This is a genomic window from Streptomyces sp. V1I1 (assembly GCF_030817355.1).
Lineage (GTDB): Bacteria > Actinomycetota > Actinomycetes > Streptomycetales > Streptomycetaceae > Streptomyces.
On sequence record NZ_JAUSZH010000001.1, the window covers coordinates 3,486,177 to 3,505,723 of the forward strand.

18 protein-coding genes and 2 pseudogenes are annotated in these 19,547 nt (G+C 68.4%); 11 read left to right on the top strand and 9 right to left on the bottom strand.

The annotated features are described in order from the left end of the window. Positions 1-21 precede the first annotated feature (21 nt). Complete coding sequence (locus tag QFZ67_RS16270; RefSeq protein ID WP_307661811.1) at positions 22-357, top strand: YnfA family protein; 336 nt, start codon at positions 22-24, stop codon at positions 355-357. Between the two features lie 113 nt (positions 358-470). Further along, a complete protein-coding gene (locus QFZ67_RS16275) occupies positions 471-1,235 on the top strand; it encodes an SDR family NAD(P)-dependent oxidoreductase (RefSeq protein ID WP_307661812.1) in 765 nt (254 codons plus the stop codon). 90 nt (positions 1,236-1,325) lie between these two features. Here the strand turns inward: QFZ67_RS16275 and QFZ67_RS16280 are convergent, their stop codons facing one another. The 4 genes and pseudogenes from QFZ67_RS16280 to QFZ67_RS16295 form a co-directional block, all read right to left on the bottom strand. Next, positions 1,326-2,231 carry a VCBS repeat-containing protein gene (locus tag QFZ67_RS16280; RefSeq protein WP_307661813.1) on the bottom strand — a complete coding sequence of 302 codons (906 nt, stop codon included), beginning with the start codon at positions 2,229-2,231 and terminating at the stop codon, positions 1,326-1,328. 252 nt (positions 2,232-2,483) lie between these two features. Next, positions 2,484-2,639: pseudogene (locus tag QFZ67_RS16285) on the bottom strand (RtcB family protein); the annotation flags it as partial. A gap of 125 nt (positions 2,640-2,764) precedes the next feature. Next, positions 2,765-3,418, bottom strand: coding sequence for a hemolysin III family protein (locus tag QFZ67_RS16290; RefSeq protein ID WP_307661814.1), 654 nt, complete (start codon positions 3,416-3,418; stop codon positions 2,765-2,767). A gap of 1,024 nt (positions 3,419-4,442) precedes the next feature. Continuing rightward, positions 4,443-4,786: pseudogene (locus QFZ67_RS16295) on the bottom strand (RtcB family protein); the annotation flags it as partial. A gap of 277 nt (positions 4,787-5,063) precedes the next feature. On the opposite strand from QFZ67_RS16295, the gene QFZ67_RS16300 reads away from it, so the two are divergent. Then, positions 5,064-5,360: a hypothetical protein gene (locus tag QFZ67_RS16300; RefSeq protein ID WP_307661815.1), complete on the top strand. Its 297-nt coding sequence runs from the start codon at positions 5,064-5,066 to the stop codon at positions 5,358-5,360. Positions 5,361-5,688: 328 nt separating this feature from the next. Here QFZ67_RS16300 and QFZ67_RS16305 read toward each other — a convergent pair whose 3' ends face one another. Next, on the bottom strand, positions 5,689-6,882 hold the full coding sequence (locus tag QFZ67_RS16305) for an RtcB family protein (protein ID WP_307661816.1): 1,194 nt from the start codon (positions 6,880-6,882) through the stop codon (positions 5,689-5,691). A 171-nt stretch (positions 6,883-7,053) separates the two neighbouring features. On the opposite strand from QFZ67_RS16305, the gene QFZ67_RS16310 reads away from it, so the two are divergent. The 3 genes from QFZ67_RS16310 to QFZ67_RS16320 all read left to right on the top strand — a co-directional run bounded on the left by QFZ67_RS16310 (position 7,054) and on the right by QFZ67_RS16320 (position 10,340). Then, positions 7,054-7,911: a DUF3558 domain-containing protein gene (locus tag QFZ67_RS16310; RefSeq protein WP_307661817.1), complete on the top strand. Its 858-nt coding sequence runs from the start codon at positions 7,054-7,056 to the stop codon at positions 7,909-7,911. Between the two features lie 168 nt (positions 7,912-8,079). Next, a complete protein-coding gene (locus QFZ67_RS16315; RefSeq protein WP_307661818.1) occupies positions 8,080-8,811 on the top strand; it encodes a DUF3558 family protein in 732 nt (243 codons plus the stop codon). Between the two features lie 143 nt (positions 8,812-8,954). Beyond that, positions 8,955-10,340: a DUF2637 domain-containing protein gene (locus tag QFZ67_RS16320; protein WP_307661819.1), complete on the top strand. Its 1,386-nt coding sequence runs from the start codon at positions 8,955-8,957 to the stop codon at positions 10,338-10,340. A 230-nt stretch (positions 10,341-10,570) separates the two neighbouring features. Here the strand turns inward: QFZ67_RS16320 and lysS are convergent, their stop codons facing one another. Further along, a complete protein-coding gene (gene lysS, locus QFZ67_RS16325) occupies positions 10,571-12,304 on the bottom strand; it encodes a lysine--tRNA ligase (RefSeq protein WP_307665866.1) in 1,734 nt (577 codons plus the stop codon). A gap of 193 nt (positions 12,305-12,497) precedes the next feature. Here lysS and argS point away from each other — a divergent pair, with 193 nt between their 5' ends. After that, positions 12,498-14,258: an arginine--tRNA ligase gene (gene argS, locus QFZ67_RS16330; protein ID WP_307661820.1), complete on the top strand. Its 1,761-nt coding sequence runs from the start codon at positions 12,498-12,500 to the stop codon at positions 14,256-14,258. Between the two features lie 12 nt (positions 14,259-14,270). On the opposite strand, the gene QFZ67_RS16335 is transcribed toward argS, so the two are convergent. Next, a complete protein-coding gene (locus QFZ67_RS16335; protein WP_307661821.1) occupies positions 14,271-15,563 on the bottom strand; it encodes a helix-turn-helix transcriptional regulator in 1,293 nt (430 codons plus the stop codon). A 291-nt stretch (positions 15,564-15,854) separates the two neighbouring features. Here QFZ67_RS16335 and QFZ67_RS16340 point away from each other — a divergent pair, with 291 nt between their 5' ends. Further along, the gene (locus QFZ67_RS16340) at positions 15,855-16,526 is read left to right on the top strand and encodes a DUF4232 domain-containing protein (protein WP_307661822.1); all 672 of its coding nucleotides are present in this window, start codon (positions 15,855-15,857) and stop codon (positions 16,524-16,526) included. A gap of 92 nt (positions 16,527-16,618) precedes the next feature. Here the strand turns inward: QFZ67_RS16340 and QFZ67_RS16345 are convergent, their stop codons facing one another. Next, complete coding sequence (locus tag QFZ67_RS16345) at positions 16,619-16,888, bottom strand: DUF1876 domain-containing protein (RefSeq protein ID WP_307661823.1); 270 nt, start codon at positions 16,886-16,888, stop codon at positions 16,619-16,621. A 195-nt stretch (positions 16,889-17,083) separates the two neighbouring features. Here QFZ67_RS16345 and QFZ67_RS16350 point away from each other — a divergent pair, with 195 nt between their 5' ends. Next, positions 17,084-17,953: an NAD(P)-dependent oxidoreductase gene (locus QFZ67_RS16350; RefSeq protein WP_307661824.1), complete on the top strand. Its 870-nt coding sequence runs from the start codon at positions 17,084-17,086 to the stop codon at positions 17,951-17,953. On the opposite strand, the gene QFZ67_RS16355 is transcribed toward QFZ67_RS16350, so the two are convergent. Further along, positions 17,943-18,344 (bottom strand): ATP-binding protein, encoded by a 402-nt coding sequence (locus QFZ67_RS16355; protein WP_307661825.1) that lies wholly within the window; start codon positions 18,342-18,344, stop codon positions 17,943-17,945. The genes QFZ67_RS16350 and QFZ67_RS16355 overlap by 11 nt on opposite strands. A 113-nt stretch (positions 18,345-18,457) precedes the next feature. Here QFZ67_RS16355 and QFZ67_RS16360 point away from each other — a divergent pair, with 113 nt between their 5' ends. Both QFZ67_RS16360 and QFZ67_RS16365 read left to right on the top strand, forming a co-directional pair. Then, complete coding sequence (locus tag QFZ67_RS16360; RefSeq protein WP_307661826.1) at positions 18,458-19,282, top strand: helix-turn-helix transcriptional regulator; 825 nt, start codon at positions 18,458-18,460, stop codon at positions 19,280-19,282. Then, positions 19,279-19,515 (top strand): DUF397 domain-containing protein, encoded by a 237-nt coding sequence (locus QFZ67_RS16365; RefSeq protein ID WP_307661827.1) that lies wholly within the window; start codon positions 19,279-19,281, stop codon positions 19,513-19,515. The genes QFZ67_RS16360 and QFZ67_RS16365 overlap by 4 nt, the downstream gene beginning before the upstream one ends. Positions 19,516-19,547: the final 32 nt, after the last annotated feature.

Genomic DNA, 19,547 nt, shown 5'->3' on the forward strand with positions numbered 1-19,547 from the left:
GTCGCGTGGCACGCTGACGCCATGCTCGTCGTCCGTTCCGCCTCTCTCTTCCTCCTCGCCGCCCTCTTCGAGATCGGCGGCGCCTGGCTCGTCTGGCAGGGGTTCCGGGAACACCGGGGCTGGATCTGGATCGGCGCGGGGGTCATCGCCCTCGGTGCGTACGGCTTTGTGGCCACACTCCAGCCGGAGGGCGAGTTCGGCCGCGTCCTCGCCGCGTACGGCGGAGTCTTCGTCGCGGGCTCCATCGCCTGGGGGATGGTCGCGGACGGCTACCGCCCGGACCGGTGGGACGTGATCGGCGCGCTGGTCTGCCTCGCGGGCATGGCTGTGATCATGTACGCCCCGCGGGGCCGCTGACGCCACGACCGCCCGGTCCGCCACGACCGCCCCGACCGCCCCGACCGCCCCGCCCCGCCGGGTCGGCCGCCTATCCTGGGCCGCGTATCGATCACACGCGCGAGGAGTAGGACATGACCGCCGCTGGGACCGCCGTCGCCGTCATCACCGGAGCCAGCAGCGGCATCGGCGCCGCCACCGCACGTCGGCTCGCGGCCGCCGGCTACCACGTCGTCCTCACCGCCCGCCGCAAGGACCGCATCGAAGCGCTCGCCGAAGAGCTCACCGGCGCGGGCCACCGGGCCACCGCATACGTCCTCGACGTCACCGACCGCCCGGCCGTCGACGACTTCGCCGCGTCCCTCGACCGCTGCGACGTCCTCGTCAACAACGCGGGCGGCGCACTCGGCGCGGACCCCGTCGCCACCGGCGACCCCGCCGACTGGCGCCAGATGTTCGAGGTCAACGTGATTGGCACCCTCAACACGACGCAGGCCCTGCTCCCGGCCCTCACCGCCGGCGGCGACGGCACCGTTGTGATCATCTCCTCCACCGCGGGCCACTCCACCTACGAGGGAGGCGGGGGCTATGTCGCGGCCAAGCACGGTGCCCACGTCCTCGCCGAGACCCTCCGCCTGGAGATCGTCGGCACCCCGGTCCGCGTGATCGAGATCGCCCCCGGCATGGTCAAGACCGAGGAGTTCGCCACGACCCGCTTCCGCGGCGACGAGGAGAAGGCCGCGAAGGTCTACGCGGGCGTGGCCGAGCCCCTCACCGCCGACGACGTCGCCGACACCATCACCTGGGCGGTCACCCGCCCCTCCCACGTGAACATCGACCTGCTGGTGGTCCGCCCCCGCGCCCAGGCCTCCAACTCCAAGGTCCACAGGGAGCTGTGACGGCAAACGGAGGGCCCCGGACCGTTGACGACGGTCCGGGGCCTTCCGTACTGGGCCGGGCCTCAGCCCTTCACTCACACCACCTGGGCGTCACAAGACGCGGACGTTGGGCGCGGAGTCCCAGAGCATGTCTGCGTTCGGGCCGCTGATCCCGCCGGCCCCGTTCCCGTGGTAGAGGAACAGCTGGTAGTCGATAGGCCGCATGATGTCGGACAGCCCGTCACCGTTCACGTCACCGGTGGCCATGACCGGCTGGTCGGCGGGCCAGGCGTACGGGAGCTTCTTGCGCGTGCCGAAGGCGCCCTGGCCGTTGCCGGGGTACAGCCACAGCGCCCGCGCTCCGTGGCGGGCCAGCAGGTCGGCCTTGCCGTCACCGGTCAGATCGCCGGGCGAGGCGAGCCGGTTCATGACGTTCCAGCCGCCGCCGACCTTCTTGCGGACGCCGAGGGCGCCCTTGCCGTTGCCCGGGTACGTCCACAGCACACCGGCCGTGTCGCGGGCGAGCAGGTCACGGCGGCCGTCGCCGGTCAGGTCACTGGCCGCGCTGATCTCGCGCATGGTGTTCCAGCCCGCGCCGACCTTCACTCTCGTACCGAAGGTGCCGTCGCCCCTGCCGGGGTAGAACCACAGCACCCCGGCGCTGTCCCGGGCGAACAGGTCCTCCCCGTCTTGGTTGTAGTCGCCGTACCGGGTGAGCTTGGTCATGGAGTTCCAGCCGGCCCCGACAAGCCGGGTCTGCCCCGTGGCCTCGTAGACGGGGGACGTCCACAGCTGCCCGAACTTGTTGCGGGAGAACAGATCGGCATACCCGTCGCCGTTGGCATCGCCGAAGGCGCCGTTGACCGGCAGCCCGGCGGGGCGGGGCTTGGGCTGGTTGTCCCACTGGTAGACCGTGAACCGGCTCTCGGACCCGCAGAAGTCGTCCGCCTCGGGACCCAGGTCGATGGAGCTGACGGCGTTGTCGAGGTCGGGCCTCGTGCTCTCGTCGAAGGACACCTGCGACGATCAGCATCTCGCAGCGGAGGCCGGGCTGCCTCTTACGCAAAGTGACCACAGCAGGTGATCACTGGGCAGCGGAGGCCGGCGTGTGACGACCGGGGGGCCGCTGAATCTCCAGAACACCACGACTGGCCGGACAGGCGGCGCTGTGACACCAGGCTCCGACAATCACGATCACAGCGGAAGGCCCCCGGACCACTGCCGGTCCGGGGCCTGTCGATCAAGTGGAAGCAGGTGGAGTGCTGGATCTCAGCCCTTCACGCACACGACCTGCTTGAGCTTCGCGACCACCTCGACCAGATCCCTCTGCTGGTCGATGACCTTCTCGATCGGCTTGTACGCACCCGGAATCTCATCCACGACGCCCGAGTCCTTACGGCACTCCACACCCCGCGTCTGCTCCTCGCCTCGGTCGAACAGCGGCGAACCTGGCTGAATGAGACGGAAATTGAGACGGTCCGCGCCTGGCCGCTGGCTGCCTTGGCCTCCGGAACACGGGGTGATGGGGCGGCCGCCTGGAGGCGGCTGGGTCAGAGGGCGGCGAGGCAGATGGCGGTGTAGTGCGCCGCGAAGGCCGTCACGGTGAACGCGTGGAAGACCTCGTGGTACCCGAACCAGCGGGGTGAGGGGTCTGGGCGCTGCAGGGCGTAGACGACTGCGCCGGCGCTGTAGAGGAGGCCACCGGCCACGATCAGTGTCAGTACGGCTGCCCCGCCGGTGTGCAGGAAGTCGGGCAGGTAGCGCACCGGTGCCCAGCCCAGGGCGAGGTAGCAGGGCGTGTAGAGCCAGCGGGGAGCCCCGACCCACAGCACGCGGAAGGCGACGCCGGCCAGCGCGCCCGTCCACACGATCCACAGCAGGACCGTCCGCTGCCCCGGGGGGAGCAGGAGTACGGCCATGGGAGTGCAGGTGCCGGCGATGATCAGGAAGATGTTGGCGTGGTCGAGGCGCCGCAGGACGGCCTCGCCGAGCGGCCCCCAGGTGCCGCGGTGGTACACCGCGCTCGTTCCGAACAGCAGCCAGGCGGTGACGGCGTAGACGGTGCAGGCAAGGACCGCCTGCGGCGTGCGGGCCAGAAGGATGAGGAAGACGCCTGCGATCAGCGAGGCGGGAACCATCCCCGCGTGGAGCCAGCCGCGCAACTTCGGTTTGAGCGGCTGCACGATGTCGGCTGCCCGCTCCACGAGAGCACCGACAGGACCGGATTCTTCTCTCTCTTGGCCACCGGTCGCCCCGGCTGGGCGGGCTGTGCCGCTGTCGGGGTGCGGCGGGCCGGGGGAGACATGGTCATGTGCTGGGACGTGGGGGTCATGGGCAGCCATGCGGTCATGCTAAGCAGCGTTCGACGGCGGCCTCGTCTCAGGTCTGCAGAATAGCTGCCGTTCATGAACTCCAAAATCTGTTCCCGCCGAAGTAGACATTGGGTTGCCGTGTGGTTATGGTTTCTCTCGTAGCCAAGGTCGAAGGGCCCGGCCAGACATGAACTGGCGGGCAGCGGTAGTGAGTTCGCAGTGCGGTGCGGTGGTGGAGTTCCGAAGCCAGGGTTGTCGCAGGATGGCGACGGGACTGACGACGGCCGTACCGGGTGGCCCGGCAGGGGCTGCCATGAGCAGTACCGCAGTAAGTGCAGCAGACAGTCGGTACACAGTGGTCTCTCAGCAAAGGCGCCGGGCTGCAGGCACGCGTGCTGAGAGGTTCGGCAGTGGGGTTCTGAGCCAGAGCAGATGCAGGACGGGCGACGGGGCTGGCTGCCGGACGGAGTGGCTTCTTGAGGCCACCAGCAGGTCGCAGTGTCAGCAGTACCCCAGTTCGCAATATCAGTAGTTGGTTCAGAGGGAAGAACGGAGGAGTCGAGCGCCATCAGGATCGCCCGGACTAGAAGGACTGAGTCCGGGTACCGCAAGACCCCGGATAGGCAGGTGGTCCCCGGTCACGCATCCGCGATCCCCGCACGCCCGCCCGACTTTCGGGCCGGTTCCGCGGACCCAGTAGGCCGGCGCAGAACTAGGGCCGGCAGATGGTGTAGCAATTCCTTCGGGGCCCTGGTGCCGTACGGCACCAGGGCCCCTCCATGCGTTGCCCAGCCCCCGATGCGCTCCACAACGAGGTGAGATGACAACAGACGGCTCGCTTGGCCGTCTTGAAACCGACGACATTTCCAGGCCCAGCGCTCCTCTGGGGCCCGTCGATGACGTGGTGTGCTGCTCCTCAGCCCTTGACGCAGATGACCTGCTTGAGCTTGGCGACGACCTGCACCAAGTCCTTCTGCTGGTCGATCACCTGCCCGATCGGCTTGTACGCCGACGGGATCTCATCCACCACGCCGGAGTCCTCACGGCACTCCACACCCCGCGTCTGCTCCTCCAGGTCCTTCGCCGTGAACTTCCGCTTCGCAGCGGTGCGGCTCATCCTCCGGCCGGCCCCGTGCGACGCCGAGTTGAACGACTTCTCGTTCCCCAGACCACGGACGATGTACGACTCCGTGCCCACGGGACCGGGGATGATCCCCCACTCCTCCGAGCCGCACCCTTGCGGGTAACCAGCAGATCCATCCAATGCCCGTCGTCGGATGACCAGGACAGACAGGCACCCGCCGAGGGCGGCCGCGGAGCCTGCGGCGATACCGATGACCGGTGGAGCGTCGTGCCGGTTGGGTGTGGAGACGTTCGGCGGGGTGCTTGTGGAGATTGTCAGCTGGGACTCATCGTTGACGTTGTTGCCCTTGCCCTCGTCGAAGCCGTATCTGTAGACGAAGCCGTTGGTCTCGGCGAGCGGACGGGTGACCTGCATCCGGAAGCCGAAAAGGGCGCTTTCCCCTGGATGCAGGACATGGCCGTCGTGCTCGCATGCGTACAGCGCGCTCGGTGGGGTGGTCGTGCGCCGGCACCGCTTGTCGGCGAGCTGCACGTCGACCCCCTTGGGGATCCGCACGGACAGGTGCTCTATGCGTCCCTTGTGCGTTGGGGCCGTGCCGTCATTGCGGATGCCGACCTTCACATCGAACGGCTTCCCGACGTCCGCGCGTACGGTGGCGCCGACCGCGGCGACATCGGGTTCACCGGCCACGGAGGGGGCCTTGATGTCTACGTAGGCGCTCTGGCCCGGGTACTCCATGTCGACCAGTGACCGGGTACTGCCCGTCGCGGGTTGCGGCACCAACCTCAGGAGGCCGACGCTACCGCGCCTTTCCTTGTCCCCGGGGGGCTCCTGGCCGTATGGCAACTCTCTCAAGCCGACGTGCAGTTCGGACTTCGCATGCTCTGCCACAGCCCGGACCCTCAGCGGAGTGCTCAGCCCGTATGCCTTTCCCGGCTCAAGCGGCGTGTCGAACTCGCAGTATGCGGCCGAGCCTGGCGCACCACTCCGGCCACCGAGGTCCGACAACTGCTGTCACAGCGGCAGGCCCCGGACTGCAGTCAGTCCGGGGCATGTCGATCACGTGTTGTGCCGGACCTCAGCCCTTCACGCACACGACCTGCTTGAGCTTCGCGACGACCTGCACCAGGTCCCGCTGCTGCTCCATCACCTTCTCGATCGGCTTGTACGCACCCGGAATCTCATCCACGACGCCCGAGTCCTTACGGCACTCCACTCCCCGCGTCTGCTCCTCCAGGTCACGCGTCGAGAAGCGCCGCTTCGCCGCGTTCCGGCTCATCTTCCGGCCCGCCCCGTGCGAGGCCGAGTTGAACGACTTCGCGTTACCCAGCCCCTTCACGATGTACGAGCCGGTGCCCATCGAGCCCGGAATGATGCCGAAGTCCCCGCTGCCCGCCCGAATCGCGCCCTTACGGGTCACCAGCAGGTCCATCCCCTCGTACCGCTCCTCCGCCACATAGTTGTGGTGGCAGGAGATGACCGGCTCGAAGGTCACCTTCGCCTTCTTGAACTCCTTACGGACCACGTCCTGGAAGAGTCCCATCATGATCGCGCGGTTGTACTTCGCGTACTCCTGCGCCCAGAAAAGATCGTTACGGTACGCCCCCATCTGCGGCGTGTCCGCGATGAAGACCGCCAGGTCACGGTCGATCAGACCCTGGTTGTGCGGCAGCTTCTGGGCCTCGCCGATGTGGTACTCGGCCAGCTCCTTGCCGATGTTCCGGGATCCGGAGTGCAGCATCAGCCAGACCGATCCCGACTCGTCCAGGCAGAACTCAATGAAGTGATTTCCGCTTCCGAGCGAACCCATCTGCTTCGTCGCCCGCTCCTGACGGAACTTGACCGCATCAGCCACCCCGTCGAACCGGCTCCAGAAGTCACCCCACCCCGCCGTCGGAAAACCGTGCAGCCGACCCGGGTCCACCGGATCGTCGTGCATCCCCCGGCCGACCGGAATCGCCTGCTCGATCTTCGAGCGGAGCCGGGAAAGGTCACCCGGCAGGTCGTTCGCGGTCAGCGAGGTCTTCACCGCCGACATGCCGCAGCCGATGTCGACGCCGACCGCCGCCGGGCAGACCGCCCCGTGCATCGCGATCACCGAGCCGACCGTCGCGCCCTTGCCGTAGTGGACGTCCGGCATCACGGCGAGGCCCTTGATCCACGGCAGAGTGGCGACGTTCTGCAGTTGCTGCATGGCACCGCCCTCGACCGTCGAAGGGTCTGTCCACATCCGGATCGGGACTTTGGCACCCGGTACCTCTACGTACGACATACTTCCTCGATTCCCCCGAAAGCCCATAAAAGTCTCAAAGCGCAAAATCTGCCCGAAGGCCCGCAAAAGACTCAACGGACCGGCATCCACGGCTGCGCGTGCGATAGACATTGTGTCCATCGGCCGCTGTCGGGCGGCAACCGTTTTTCCTCTCGAAGGGAGCCTGGGACCGTGCAACGAAAGGCGTACGTACCCGGCCTCGCGACGCTCCTCGCGGCGCTCGTCGCCGGCTGCACCGCCGGCACCGGCACCGGCGGCTCCGCCATCGACTCCAAGGCCGGCGGCCCCAAGTCCTCCGTCGCCGCCCCCGGCAAGTACCGCACGCTCCCCGAGCCCTGCGGCTCCATAGGGCGCTCCACCCTCAAGGACCTGCTGCCCGGAGCCGCCGAGCTGCCCGAGGAACAGCAGCAGAGGATCTTCCGCGGCACGGCCGTCGTCACCTACGACACCGACCGCCGCGTCGGCTGCGGCTGGAAGGCCGACTCCGCGGACGCCTCCCACATCCTCAGCGTCGACTTCGAGCGGGTCGTCTCCTACGACACGGCCGTGAGCGACGACGACCGGGCGCAAGAGGTCTTCGCCAAGAAGCAGGCCGCGGCCTCGCTGCCGGTCCCCGCCGACCCCCGCACCGAGAAGGGCCAGGAGTCCACGGCCACCGGCTCCTCCCCCTCCCAGCCCCAGTCACCGTCCACGACGCCGAAGCCGACACCGACACCGACACCGACGGGGAGCGCGACGCCGACGGGTACTCCCTCCGGCACCCCGTCCGGGACCCCCGACGGGCTCGAACCCCGCGTCCTCGACGGCCTCGGCGACGCCGCCTTCATCGACGACGTCCTCACCGGAGCGGGTGCCGGATCGACCGCCCAGCGCCGCACCGTGAGCGTGGTCTTCCGCACATCGAACGTGATCGTGACCATCGTCTACGGCGCGCAGCCCGCCCGTACGACAGAGGTCCCGGACAGCAAGGAACTGCAGGAAAAGGCACAGAGTCTGGCCGGCAGACTCGCCGAAGGGTTCAGCGACTGACCGGCCCCGCGGACCGGCCGGTCAGTGACGTACGTATCGGCAGACACACCCGCGGACGCGCCATGTCCGCGTACCGTGGCCTCGCCGACCGGACGGGCAGTCGGACGGACGGACAACCGGACAGCCGGACAGCCCGTACGACACGACAATCGATCCACTGAAGGAACCATGCAGCGTTCAGCCCCGCGACTCACCCGCATACTCGCCTGCGCAGCCGTCCCGGTGATGCTCGTCGTCGCCGGCTGCTCCTCGGACTCCGGCTCCGAAGCCGGCAAGGACTCGGGCTCGTCCTCCTCCGCCTCCCCCAAGGACCAGGGGGGCGGGGAGAAGCCCGCGACCGTCGCGCCCGCCAAGTACGCGAAGCTGCCCAATCCCTGCAAGTCGGTCTCCACGAAGACGATCGAGAAGCTGGTCCCGGCGACGAAGTCCAAGGCGGGCACATCGGGCAAGTCCAGCGATATCACCAGCCGCGGCAGCTGCTCCTGGAACGGTCTGGACGACAAGGGCGTGAAGGGCTCGCAGTACCGCTGGTTCGACGTCTCCTTCCTCCGGTACGACTCCGAGACCTCCCTCGGCGTCAGCGGCCAGAAGCGCGCCGAGGACAACTACGCCAAGGAGATCGCCAAGACGCAGGCCACCGAGGGCGCGAAGAATGTCCGGACTTCGGTCGTGAAGGGCGTCGGCGAGGCGGCCACGGCCATCCGTTACGAGCTGAAGAAGACCGGCGAGGACTTCTCCTACGCCACGATCGTGACACGTACGGACAACATCGTGATCACGCTCACCTACAACGGCACCGGCTACGCGGGCGCCAAGTCCCCGGACTCCGCCGACCTGCTGGCGAGCGCGACGGCGGCCGCCAAGGAGGCCGTGACCTCGGTCGGCGTCGCCAACAAGTAAGTTTCGGCCACGGCCTCAAGTACGTCCCGGCCACCGCTTGTTGACGGAGCCCGTAACCCTTTCGAAGCACGCCCGGAGGGACGGGCTCCGCAAGCGTGTGCCAGGCTGTGCCCGCTGGATTCGAAAACGGGAGGGGATCGCGGGTGGCCGCGATGCAGCTGACACGCACGCACCGAATACTCATCGCGCTCGTCGTTACGGGCGCGGTGATCATCGCCGCGATCGGCTTCGCCGGGTCGTACGCCGCCGTACGCGAGCTCGCCGTGCGGAAGGGCTTCGGCGACTTCTCCCTCGTCTTCCCCATCGGCATCGACGCAGGCATCTGCGTCCTGCTCGCCCTGGATCTGCTGCTGACCTGGCTGCGCATCCCGTTCCCGCTGCTGCGCCAGACGGCCTGGCTGCTGACGGTCGCCACGATCGCCTTCAACGGCGCGGCGTCCTGGCCCGACCCGCTCGGCGTCGGCATGCACGCGGTCATCCCGGTGCTGTTCGTGGTCTCGGTCGAGGCCGCGCGGCACGCGGTGGGCCGGATCGCGGACATCACGGCGGACAAGCACATGGAGGGCGTGCGCCTCACCCGCTGGCTGCTGTCCCCCATCCCCACGTTCAAGCTGTGGCGCCGGATGAAGCTGTGGGAGCTGCGCAGTTACGAGCAGGTCATCAGGCTGGAGCAGGACCGGCTGATCTACCAGGCGCGCCTCCAGGCGCGGTTCGGGCGGGGCTGGAGACGCAAGGCCCCGATCGAGTCGCTGATGCCGCTGCGGCTCGCGAAGTACGGCGTACCGCTCGCGGAGACGGCCCCGGCGGGGCTGGCCGCGGCGGGCGTCGAGCCGGTGCTGCTGCCTCCGGCGCCCCAGTCCCAGGTCGAGTCGCAGCCCCAGCCGAAGGTCCAGGTCCAGGCCCAGCCGCAGCCCCATCCGGAGCTGCCGCGCGGGCAGGAGTGGCCGCAGGAGCACGACGAGTACCAGGAGCAGTACGACCAGCAGTACGAGCAGTACGACCAGCAATACGTCCCGCAGCAGGAGCAGTACGCCGCGCAGCAGCCGCAGCCCGCTGAGGGCGGCTCAGAGGCTCACGAGAGCCCCTGGTTCGCCGCGCCGCAGGTGCCGCAGGAGGCTTACGAGAGCGCCGCCTTCAACCCGACGTACGTCGAGGGCCTGGAGCCCACCCCCGTACGCGTCCCCGCGGGCCCGGGCCGCACCCGCCCTCTCGGCGGCATGGTCCCCGGCCCCCGTACGGAGACCCAGCAGCCGGAGCCCCAGGCCTTCCCCGAGCCGGTGGACGACGTACTGGAGGGGCCTGCCGTTCCCGGCCCGGCGGAGGACGAGGAGTTCGCCGAGCTCGCATACCCGGTCTTCCGGACGTACGTGCAGCAGCACGGGGACTTCCCCAGCGCCGAGCAACTCGACATACACCTCAACGACGGCCACGGCGTCCAGCACCCCCGCAGCCCCGCGCTGCTGCGCCGGCTGATCCCGGCGTTCAGGAACCGCTACCAGTCGGATCTCGAGGCGGAACACATCGCTTAGCCCGGGCCACAACTGGGGCTCCGCCCCAGACTCCGCTCCTCAATCTCCCCCAGACTTCGTCCGGGGGGACCCCCACGGGGCTTGATTTGCCGCTTCAAGTTTCCGCCGGACGGGCGAAAATTCAAGCCCGTCCGGCGATTGAGGACACGCCCGAAGGGCGTACGGGGGTCTGGGGGCTTGCCCCCAGTTCGGGAAGGGGAGGGTAGGGGAACGCCCGCCGCAGGCGAGCCCTACGCCCCCAGAAGCTTCCGCACCCGGTCCGCGCCCACCGCCAGCAGCAGCGTCGGCAGCCGCGGCCCCGTGTCCTTGCCCACCAGCAGGTGGTACAGCAACGCGAAGAACGACCGCTGCGCGACCTTCAGCTCCGGCGTCGGCTTGGCGTCCGGCTCCAGGCCCGCCATCACCTTCGGCACGCCGTAGACCAGCGTCGTCAGGCCGTCCAGGGACCAGTGCGTGTCCAGCCCCTCGAGCAGCAGCCGCAGCGACTCGCGCCCCTGGTCGTCCAGCGAGCCGAGCAGCTCCGTGTCCGGCTCCTCGCGCACCAGGGTGCGCTGGTCGGCCGGGACCTGGGTGGTGATCCAGTTCTCGGCGCAGTCCAGCCGGGGCCGGACCTCGTCCAGCGAGGACAGCGGGTTCGCCGGGTCCAGATCGCTCAGGATGCGGATCGTCTGCTCGTCGTGGCCGGCCGTGATGTCGACGACCGAGGCGAGCGTGCGGTACGGCAGCGGGCGCGGCGTACGCGGCAGCTCACCCGCGGCGGTACGCGCCGCCCGCGAGTGCGCCGCGGCGTCCGCGGGCAGCGCCGTCCCGTCCGCGACCTTGGCGTCCAGCTTGTCCCACTCGTCGTAGAGCCGCTGGATCTCCTGGTCGAAGGCGATCTTGAAGGACTGGTTCGGCCGGCGTCGCGCGTACAGCCAGCGCAGCAGCTGCGGCTCCATGATCTTCAGCGCGTCGGCCGGCGTCGGCACACCACCGCGCGAGGACGACATCTTCGCCATGCCGCTGATCCCCACGAACGCGTACATCGGGCCGATCGGCTGCACACCGTCGAAGATCTCCCGAACGATCTGCCCGCCGACGACGAACGACGACCCCGGCGACGAGTGGTCGACGCCGCTCGGCTCGAAGATCACGCCCTCGTACGCCCAGCGCATCGGCCAGTCGACCTTCCAGACCAGCTTGCCGCGGTTGAACTCGCTCAGCCGCACCGTCTCCCCGAAGCCGCACGCCGAGCAGGTGTACGCCAGCTCGGTCGTCTCGTCGTCGTACGACGAGACGGTCGTCAGGTCCTTCCCGCACTGCCCGCAGTAGGGCTTGTACGGGAAGTAGCCCCCGGCGCCCCCGCTGCCGTCGTCCTCGGCGGCTGCGCCGGAACCCTCCGCCGCCTCCAGCTCCGCCTCGTCCACCGGCTTCTGCGACTTCTTCGCGGGAGCCTTCTTGGTCCGGTACTGGTCGAGGATCGCGTCGATCTTCGCCCGGTTCTTCATCGCGTGCAGGATCTGCTCGCGGTACGCACCCGCCGTGTACTGCTCGGTCTGGCTGATGCCGTCGTACTCGACCCCCAGCTCCGCCAGCGCCTCGACCATCGCGGCCTTGAAGTGCTCGGCCCAGTTCGGGTACGCCGACCCGGCCGGCGCGGGCACCGAGGTGAGCGGCTTGCCGATGTGCTCACTCCACGAGTCGTCCACGCCAGGGACCCCGGCCGGCACCTTGCGGTACCGGTCGTAGTCGTCCCAGGAGATCAGATGCCGGACCTCGTACCCACGCCGCCGGGCCTCGTCGGCGACCAGGTGCGGGGTCATCACCTCACGCAGATTGCCCAGGTGGATCGGGCCGGAGGGCGACAGGCCGGACGCGACGACGACCGGTTTGCCAGGCGCACGTCGCTCCGACTCGGCGATGACCTCGTCCGCGAAACGGGAGACCCAGTCGGTCTCGGTGCTGCTCTGAGCCACGATCGGCACGTCCTCGTCCTTGATGCTCGGGTTGCTCGGGTTGGTTCGGTTGCTTGGGATGTAAACCATTCTCCCAGACGGGAGGCACCCCTCCGAGGTTGCCCGCTCCCCCGCCATTCTCGCGGGAAATGGCTTGTGTCTCCATGGGATACTTGACAACCGTCCAGACACCCCACGACACCCTCGACAGGAACGGAAGCTCATGGCCTCGGTCCCTTCCCTCGCTTCGACCGTGCAGCAGCACCTCGCGGACGCCCTCTCGGCAGCTCTGCCGGAGGCCGACTCCGCCGACCCGCTGCTGCGCCGAAGCGATCGGGCCGACTTCCAGGCCAACGGCATCCTGGCACTCGCCAAGAAGCTGAAGGGCAATCCGCGCGAGCTGGCGACCAAGGTCGTCGAGGCGATCCCGGCCAATGATGTGCTGGGGGACATCGAGGTCTCGGGCCCCGGCTTCCTGAACATCACGATCACGGACCAGGCGATCACCGAGACCCTGGCCGCCCGCACCGCCGACGACCGGCTGGGAGTTCCGTACGCCGAGCACGCGGGCACGACGGTCATCGACTACGCCCAGCCGAACGTGGCCAAGGAGATGCACGTCGGCCACCTCCGCTCCGCGGTGATCGGCGACGCGATGGTGCAGATCCTGGAGTTCACGGGCGAGAAGGTGATCAGGCGCCACCACATCGGCGACTGGGGCACCCAGTACGGCATGCTCATCCAGTACCTGATCGAGCACCCGCACGAGTTGGACCACGAGGGCGTCGAGGAGGTCTCCGGCGAGGAGGCCATGTCGTCCCTGGACCGCATCTACAAGGCCTCCCGCGCGCTCTTCGACTCCGACGAGGAGTTCAAGGACCGCGCCCGCAACAGGGTGGTGGCCCTACAGGCCGGGGACCCGGAGACGCGTGCCCACTGGCAGCGTTTCGTCGACGAGTCGAAGATCTACTTCTACTCGGTCTTCAACAAGCTCGACATGGAGATCCGCGACCCCGACATCGTCGGCGAGTCCGGCTACAACGACATGCTCGACGAGACCTGCCGCCTCCTGGAGGAGTCCGGCGTGGCGGTCCGCTCGGAGGGTGCGCTGTGCGTCTTCTTCGACGACGTGAAGGGACCGGACGGCAACCCGACCCCGCTCATCGTCAAGAAGAGCAACGGCGGCTACGGCTATGCGGCCACCGACCTCTCCGCCATCCGCGACCGGGTGCAGAACCTGAAGGCGAACACGCTCATCTACGTCGTGGACGCCCGGCAGTCCCTGCACTTCAAGATGGTCTTCGAGACCGCGCGCCGGGCGGGCTGGCTGAACGACGAGGTGAAGGCCGTCCAGCTGGCGTTCGGCACGGTGCTCGGCAAGGACGGCAAGCCGTTCAAGACCCGTGAGGGCGAGACGGTGCGGCTGGTGGACCTGCTGGACGAGGCGGTGGAGCGGGCGACGGCGGTCGTGCGCGAGAAGGCCCAGGACCTGACGGAGGAGGAGATCGCCGAGCGCGCCACCCAGGTGGGCATCGGCGCGATCAAGTACGCGGACCTGTCCACGTCGGCGGCGCGGGACTACAAGTTCGACCTGGACCAGATGGTCTCGCTCAACGGCGACACGTCCGTGTATCTCCAGTACGCCTACGCCCGTATCCAGTCCATCCTCCGCAAGGCGGGCGACACGAAGCCGGCCGCCCACCCGGAGCTCGAACTGGCCCCGGCAGAGCGCGCGTTGGGCCTCCACCTGGACCAGTTCGGTGAGACCCTCGCGGAGGTCGCGACCTCGTACGAGCCGCACAAGCTGGCCGCGTACCTCTACCAACTGGCGTCGCTCTACACGACGTTCTACTCCGAGTGCCCGGTCCTCAAGGCAGACACCCCGGCCCAGGTCGAGAATCGTCTGTTCCTGTGCGACATCACGGCCCGTACGCTCCACCAGGGCATGGCGCTCCTCGGCATCCGCACCCCCGAGCGTCTCTGACCCCAGGGGTCCTCAGGAGGATTTGGGCTGTTCGACCCAACTGCTCTTGTCCGGCCAGTACCCGTACTCGGTCGGTCCCTTGATCGCGCTCATGCGGAACGGCTTCCCGCCGTCGTCGATACGTACCGTCCCCCGCCGGTCCCCGCTGCTCCAGTCGAGCTCCAGGTACCAGCTGACGTCGTGTCCCTCGGTGTGGAGGTCGAGGTTGAGCACCTGCGGATCGTTGGACGCGACCTTGTACGGGAAGTCCTTGGCGGGCACGACGGTGTCGCCGTCCTGCCCCGCCACGGGCTTCACCGGCGGATGCGCGGCATCCAGGTCGATGTCGAAGGTCTGCGGGGTGATGCCGCCACCGCAGCCGTAGGACATCGAGTACGCCTTCCGGTCCAGGGGTGCACTGCGTGCAACGACCCGTACGTGCACGGCATTCAGCACCACCGAGTCCGCTGTCTTGCCCGTCGCGGTCAGCTGAAGAAATATGTGGCCGCCGTCCACCCCGCCCAGCGCCCGGCCCCAGCCCCGGTTGTCCTGCGGCGCGGGCGGCGGCGGGACCGCTTCCGGGGCCTGGTCCAGGAGGTAGTACTGGTAGCAGGGCGATTCCCAGTTGTACGAACTGATGCCCACGCGCAGCGGTACGCCGGCAGCCGCCGGTGGCGTGGTGGCGCGGCTCCGCGACGTTGAGGCCGACGGACTCCCGCTCGGCGATGTGCTCGCGGAAGGGCTTCCGCTCGGCGAAGCGCTCGGGGCCGTGGAGCGGGGCGCGGCGGTGCGTGGGGCGGAGCTTGTGTCGGAGACGGCGCCGGTCCTCTTCCCGTCCTCGTCCCCTGTGACCGCGTGGCCGGCGACGAATGCGGCGGGCACGGCAAGGGCGACAACAGCCCCCGCGGCAAGGCCGATCCGCAGCCGCCTGGGGTCGCGGGCGCGCGGCGCGAAGTCGGCCTCGGCGTCTGGCGCGACGTCAGGGGCGACCTGGGGCGCGACCTCGGGCGCGATCTCGGGGGCTGCTGGGGCTGCCTCCGCCACCGCCTCCGGAGCCGCGCCCTCCACCCGCGCCCGCTTGCGCGCGCCGTCCGCGAGAATCCAGCGCCGGTGCAGCTCCACCAACTCGTCCGGCGTCGCCGCGCACAGCCGCGCGAGCCGCTCCACGGGGGCGTACTCGGTCGGGATGGCGTCGCCGTTGCAGTACCGGTGCAGCGTGGACGTACTGACATGGAGCTTGCCCGCCAGCACGCCGTAGCTGCGTCCGGAGCGGTCCTTCAGTTCTCTGAGCAGGACCGCGAAATCCTCGGCCTCTGGCGTCGCCACTGCCGTGTTCCCCCCTTGTGAACCCTGCCGACTGTCCCGGAACGCCGTTCCAGGGACGTGAAATCCGACCAGGTCACAGTACGCGGAAGCGTTCCAGCATCCCCAATGGTTCAGGGCCTGTTGCGGCCGGAATCCGCCGCGGCCCAGCCTGTGATCAATGCGAAGCCGAATCCGCGACAGCCTCATTGATGCCGTGGCGGTACTCGTACTGATCGCGTCGATCGCGATCCTCACGACCCTCATCTGCCACTTCTGACCTACAGACCGTCCACACGGGGAGAACCGAACACCATGCGCAACGCCGCCGTAGCCGCCACCGCTCTGCTGGCCGCCCTCTCACTGACCGCGTGCCAGTCCGCCGACGACGACGGAAAGAAGCCCAGCGCGTCGGCCCCGTCCACGAGCGCCCCCGCGGTCGGCAACACCGAGCCCACGACCGACGCCAAGGCCCCGGCCGCGGACAAGACCAAGCAGCCCACGGCGGACACCGAGCCCACCCCCAAGGGCAACGGAAAGACCGGCGATGGCACCGGCCCCGTCACCACCGCCTGCACCGGCGCCAACACCAAGGTCACCGTCAGCAAGGTGAGCCGCCCCATCAACCACCTGCTGCTCACCGTCACCAACACCGGCTCCAAGGCGTGCAACGCCTACCACGCCCCGCTCCTCCGCTTCGACGACGGCCAGGCCGCCACGCAGATCATGGACGAGAGCAAGCCGCAGGCAGTCGTCACCATCGCCCCCAGGCAGTCCGCGTACGCCTCGATCCTCCTGGCCTCCGCCGACGGCAGCGGCGAGAACGGGGGTACGGCAAAGACCCTCGCCGTGATGTTCGCCCCGCGCGACGGCTCAGGCTCCATCGGCAACCCCCACGTGCTCACCCTGCCCGCGGGCACGTACATCGACGACACCGCGGCCGTCAGCTACTGGCAGAGCAGCATGTCCGACGCGCTCACGTACTGAGGTACACCACGTACTGAGGTACACCACGTACTGACGCACACCACGCGACAGCCCCCACCGGATCCCCGGCGGGGGCTGTCACCGCATTCCAGTCACATCAGCGGGCGGGACGTTCTGCCCGATGCTTCATCGATCTCCGTGTGGGCCTTCTGCAGCATTTGCGAGGCGAGGTCCATGAGCGCCCGTGCGCCCGAGATCTCCTCGCCCACACGCAGCTGCTCCGGGTCGGAATGGTGGCGCTGGGCATTGCCGTGCCCGCGCATTTCCGTGCCGTCGCCGAGCCTCACCATGGCGGCCGCTCTCGTCCGGTCGCCGTCCTCCTGGAACTCCATCTCGATGTGCCATCCGACGAGTGTCTTCATGGCGGATCACCTCCAGCGGTACTTCTTCCAGAGTGCGCCGCCCGGCCGGAGATCACCACAGCACTTACGGGATCCATCACTTACCAGCTGGTGAGTACCTGACTTAATAGTCGGTACTTGTTCCCTTTTCGCCGCCGGGCAAGGATCGGAAGCAATCCCGCACCGCATTCCCTTTCCTTCCGGAGGAGCCCAGTCATGCCCGCGAACAAGCCCCCCGTATCCGTGCTCGGCCTCGGAATGATGGGCACGGCCCTCGCCGCCGCGTTCCTGAAGGCCGGACACCCCGTCACCGTCTGGAACCGCTCCCCCGCCAAGACCGGCCCGCTGGTCGCCCAGGGCGCGCTCCCCGCGAAGACCGCCGCCGGGGCGGTGGCCGAGAGCCCGCTCGTCGTCTTCTGCCTGCTGACCAACGACAACGTCGAGGAGCTGTTCGCCACCCTCCCCGAAGCCGTCGCCGGCAAGACCCTGGTCAACCTCACCAACGGCACTCCAGCCCAGGCCCGCGACCTGGCCGCCTGGTCCGCCAAGCACGGCGCCCACTACATCGACGGCGGCATCATGGCCGTACCGCAGATGATCGCGGGCCCGCACGCGTACGTCCTCTACAGCGGCGACGAGCAGGCCTACGAGACCCACCGCCCCACCCTCGCTGCCCTCGGCGACACCAAGTGGACCGGCACCGACCCGGGCCTCGCGGCCCTGCACGACCTGGCGCTGCTGACCGGCATGTACGGGATGTTCATGGGCGTCCTGCAAGCCTTCGCGCTGGTGCGTACGGAGAACATCCCAGCCACCGAATTCTCCGAGCTCCTGGTCCCCTGGATCAGCGCGATGCTCTCGGGCGCGCCGGAGCTGGGCAAGGCGATCGACACGGGACAGCACCTGACGGATGTCTCCAGCCTCGCCGTGAGCCAGGCCGCCTTCCCCAACCTCCTGAACACCTTCCGCGACCAGGGAGTCAGCACGGAATTCTTCGAGCCGCTCCAGGCGATCATGGACCGCGCGATCGAGCAGGGCTACGAGGCCGACAGCCTGTCCCGCCTCGCGGACCTTCTCAAGAAGTAGGTCCGAACTCGCACCACACGATCTTCCCCGGATCGCGCTCGCCGACCCCCCACTTGTCGGCGAGCACATCCACGAGCATCAACCCCCGCCCCGACTCCCCGTCCGGCTCCCGCACTCCGGGCTCCCCGTCGCCGCTGTCATGCACCTCGATACGGAGCAGCCCGTCCCCGTACAGCCATAGCTTCAGCCGATAGCCGCGCCCAGGTGGTACGCCGTGCACGAGCGCGTTGGTGGCCAGCTCGCTCACGCAGAGCAGTACGTCGTCGATACGGGCACCGACGCCCCAGTCGGTCACGGCGGTGCGTACGAACTTCCTGGCAGCGGGCACGGATCGCAGCTCGCGGCGGTAGAACTGCTCCCGCAGACAGGGTTGTTGAATGACGTCATCCATGAGACGAGCGTCACTCCCCGTGACTACGGTGGTGCAGTAGGCGAACCCGTACAAGAAATCCGTACGGGCCCGCAGTGCGTGACGTACTGATACGGGTGGGGAGTTGGACGGGCATGCACCCCAGAAAGCGGCAGCGAAAGAACGCGTCGGCGATGAAGCTCGTGGGCGCGCAGTTGGCCATGTTCCGGGAAACAGCCGGGCTCACCCAGCGCGAACTGGCCAGTTCGATCAATGTGAACTTGGAGACAATCGCCTCGATTGAGCAGGGTCGCCGCCCCCTCAAGCCCGACCTCGCCGTACGGTTGGACCGTCTGCTGGAAACCAAGAACGCGCTGGAGACAGCGGTCGCCAACATGCCCGAAATTGATCTGATCCCGGCGTGGGCGGAGCAGTACATGGACTTGGAGCGCGAGGCAATCGCCCTGTCCTCGTATCAGAACCAGGTCGTTCCGGGCCAGCTGCAGACCGAGAGCTATGCCCGCGCCGTCTTCCGCAGCCGCATCCCAATCCTTGACGAGGATGAGATCACCAAGCGCGTCGCAACCCGCATCGAGCGCCAGGAGATCTTGCAGCGCAAGAACCCAATGAGCGTCAGCTTCGTCATCTGGCAGCCGGTGCTCATGCTTCGCCTAGGAGACGGGGAGACCTGCGCGGAGCAAATTCGCCACCTCCGCGCCTGCGCCGAACTCCCTGGGGTCTCCATCCAGGTCATGCCACTCGATCGAGGTGCTCACCCCGCTCTTGACGGCCCCTTCATTCTGCTGGAGACCCCGGATCACCAGTACCTCGCGTACGCCGAAACTCAGCGTGGAAGTCAGCTCATTTCGGACCTCGATGAGGTGAGCATCCTTGCCCAGAGGTATGCGATGCTGCGGACTCAGGCACTCAACCAAGAGGACACCGTGGGCCTGTTGGACCGTTTGCTAGGAGAGCAATGAGCACCGCACTGCACTGGTTCAAGTCCAGCTACAGCGGCAGCGACGGCGGCGACTGCCTAGAAGTCGCGTACGCCTGGCGCAAGTCCAGCCACAGCGGCAGCGAAGGCGGCGAGTGCGTCGAGGTAGCCACCCACCCCGCCGCCGTCCACGTCCGGGACTCCAAGAACCCCGACGGCCCCATGCTCACCCTCACCCCCGCCACCTGGGCCGCCTTCACCGCCACCCTGATCTGAGCCAATTGTCAGTGGTGACCCCTAAAGTCACT

What these genes read in the sequence shown, in the direction of transcription:
- QFZ67_RS16300 (WP_307661815.1), top strand. Translation starts at nt 5,064, where the DNA reads ATGGCCGTCGTGCTCGCATGCGTACAGCGCGCTCGGTGGGGTGGTCGT.
- QFZ67_RS16305 (WP_307661816.1), bottom strand. Translation starts at nt 6,882, where the DNA reads ATGTCGTACGTAGAGGTACCGGGTGCCAAAGTCCCGATCCGGATGTGG.
- QFZ67_RS16270 (WP_307661811.1), top strand. Translation starts at nt 22, where the DNA reads ATGCTCGTCGTCCGTTCCGCCTCTCTCTTCCTCCTCGCCGCCCTCTTC.
- QFZ67_RS16360 (WP_307661826.1), top strand. Translation starts at nt 18,458, where the DNA reads ATGCACCCCAGAAAGCGGCAGCGAAAGAACGCGTCGGCGATGAAGCTC.
- QFZ67_RS16345 (WP_307661823.1), bottom strand. Translation starts at nt 16,888, where the DNA reads ATGAAGACACTCGTCGGATGGCACATCGAGATGGAGTTCCAGGAGGAC.
- QFZ67_RS16275 (WP_307661812.1), top strand. Translation starts at nt 471, where the DNA reads ATGACCGCCGCTGGGACCGCCGTCGCCGTCATCACCGGAGCCAGCAGC.
- QFZ67_RS16315 (WP_307661818.1), top strand. Translation starts at nt 8,080, where the DNA reads ATGCAGCGTTCAGCCCCGCGACTCACCCGCATACTCGCCTGCGCAGCC.
- QFZ67_RS16365 (WP_307661827.1), top strand. Translation starts at nt 19,279, where the DNA reads ATGAGCACCGCACTGCACTGGTTCAAGTCCAGCTACAGCGGCAGCGAC.
- QFZ67_RS16350 (WP_307661824.1), top strand. Translation starts at nt 17,084, where the DNA reads ATGCCCGCGAACAAGCCCCCCGTATCCGTGCTCGGCCTCGGAATGATG.
- QFZ67_RS16355 (WP_307661825.1), bottom strand. Translation starts at nt 18,344, where the DNA reads ATGGATGACGTCATTCAACAACCCTGTCTGCGGGAGCAGTTCTACCGC.
- argS (WP_307661820.1), top strand. Translation starts at nt 12,498, where the DNA reads ATGGCCTCGGTCCCTTCCCTCGCTTCGACCGTGCAGCAGCACCTCGCG.
- QFZ67_RS16340 (WP_307661822.1), top strand. Translation starts at nt 15,855, where the DNA reads ATGCGCAACGCCGCCGTAGCCGCCACCGCTCTGCTGGCCGCCCTCTCA.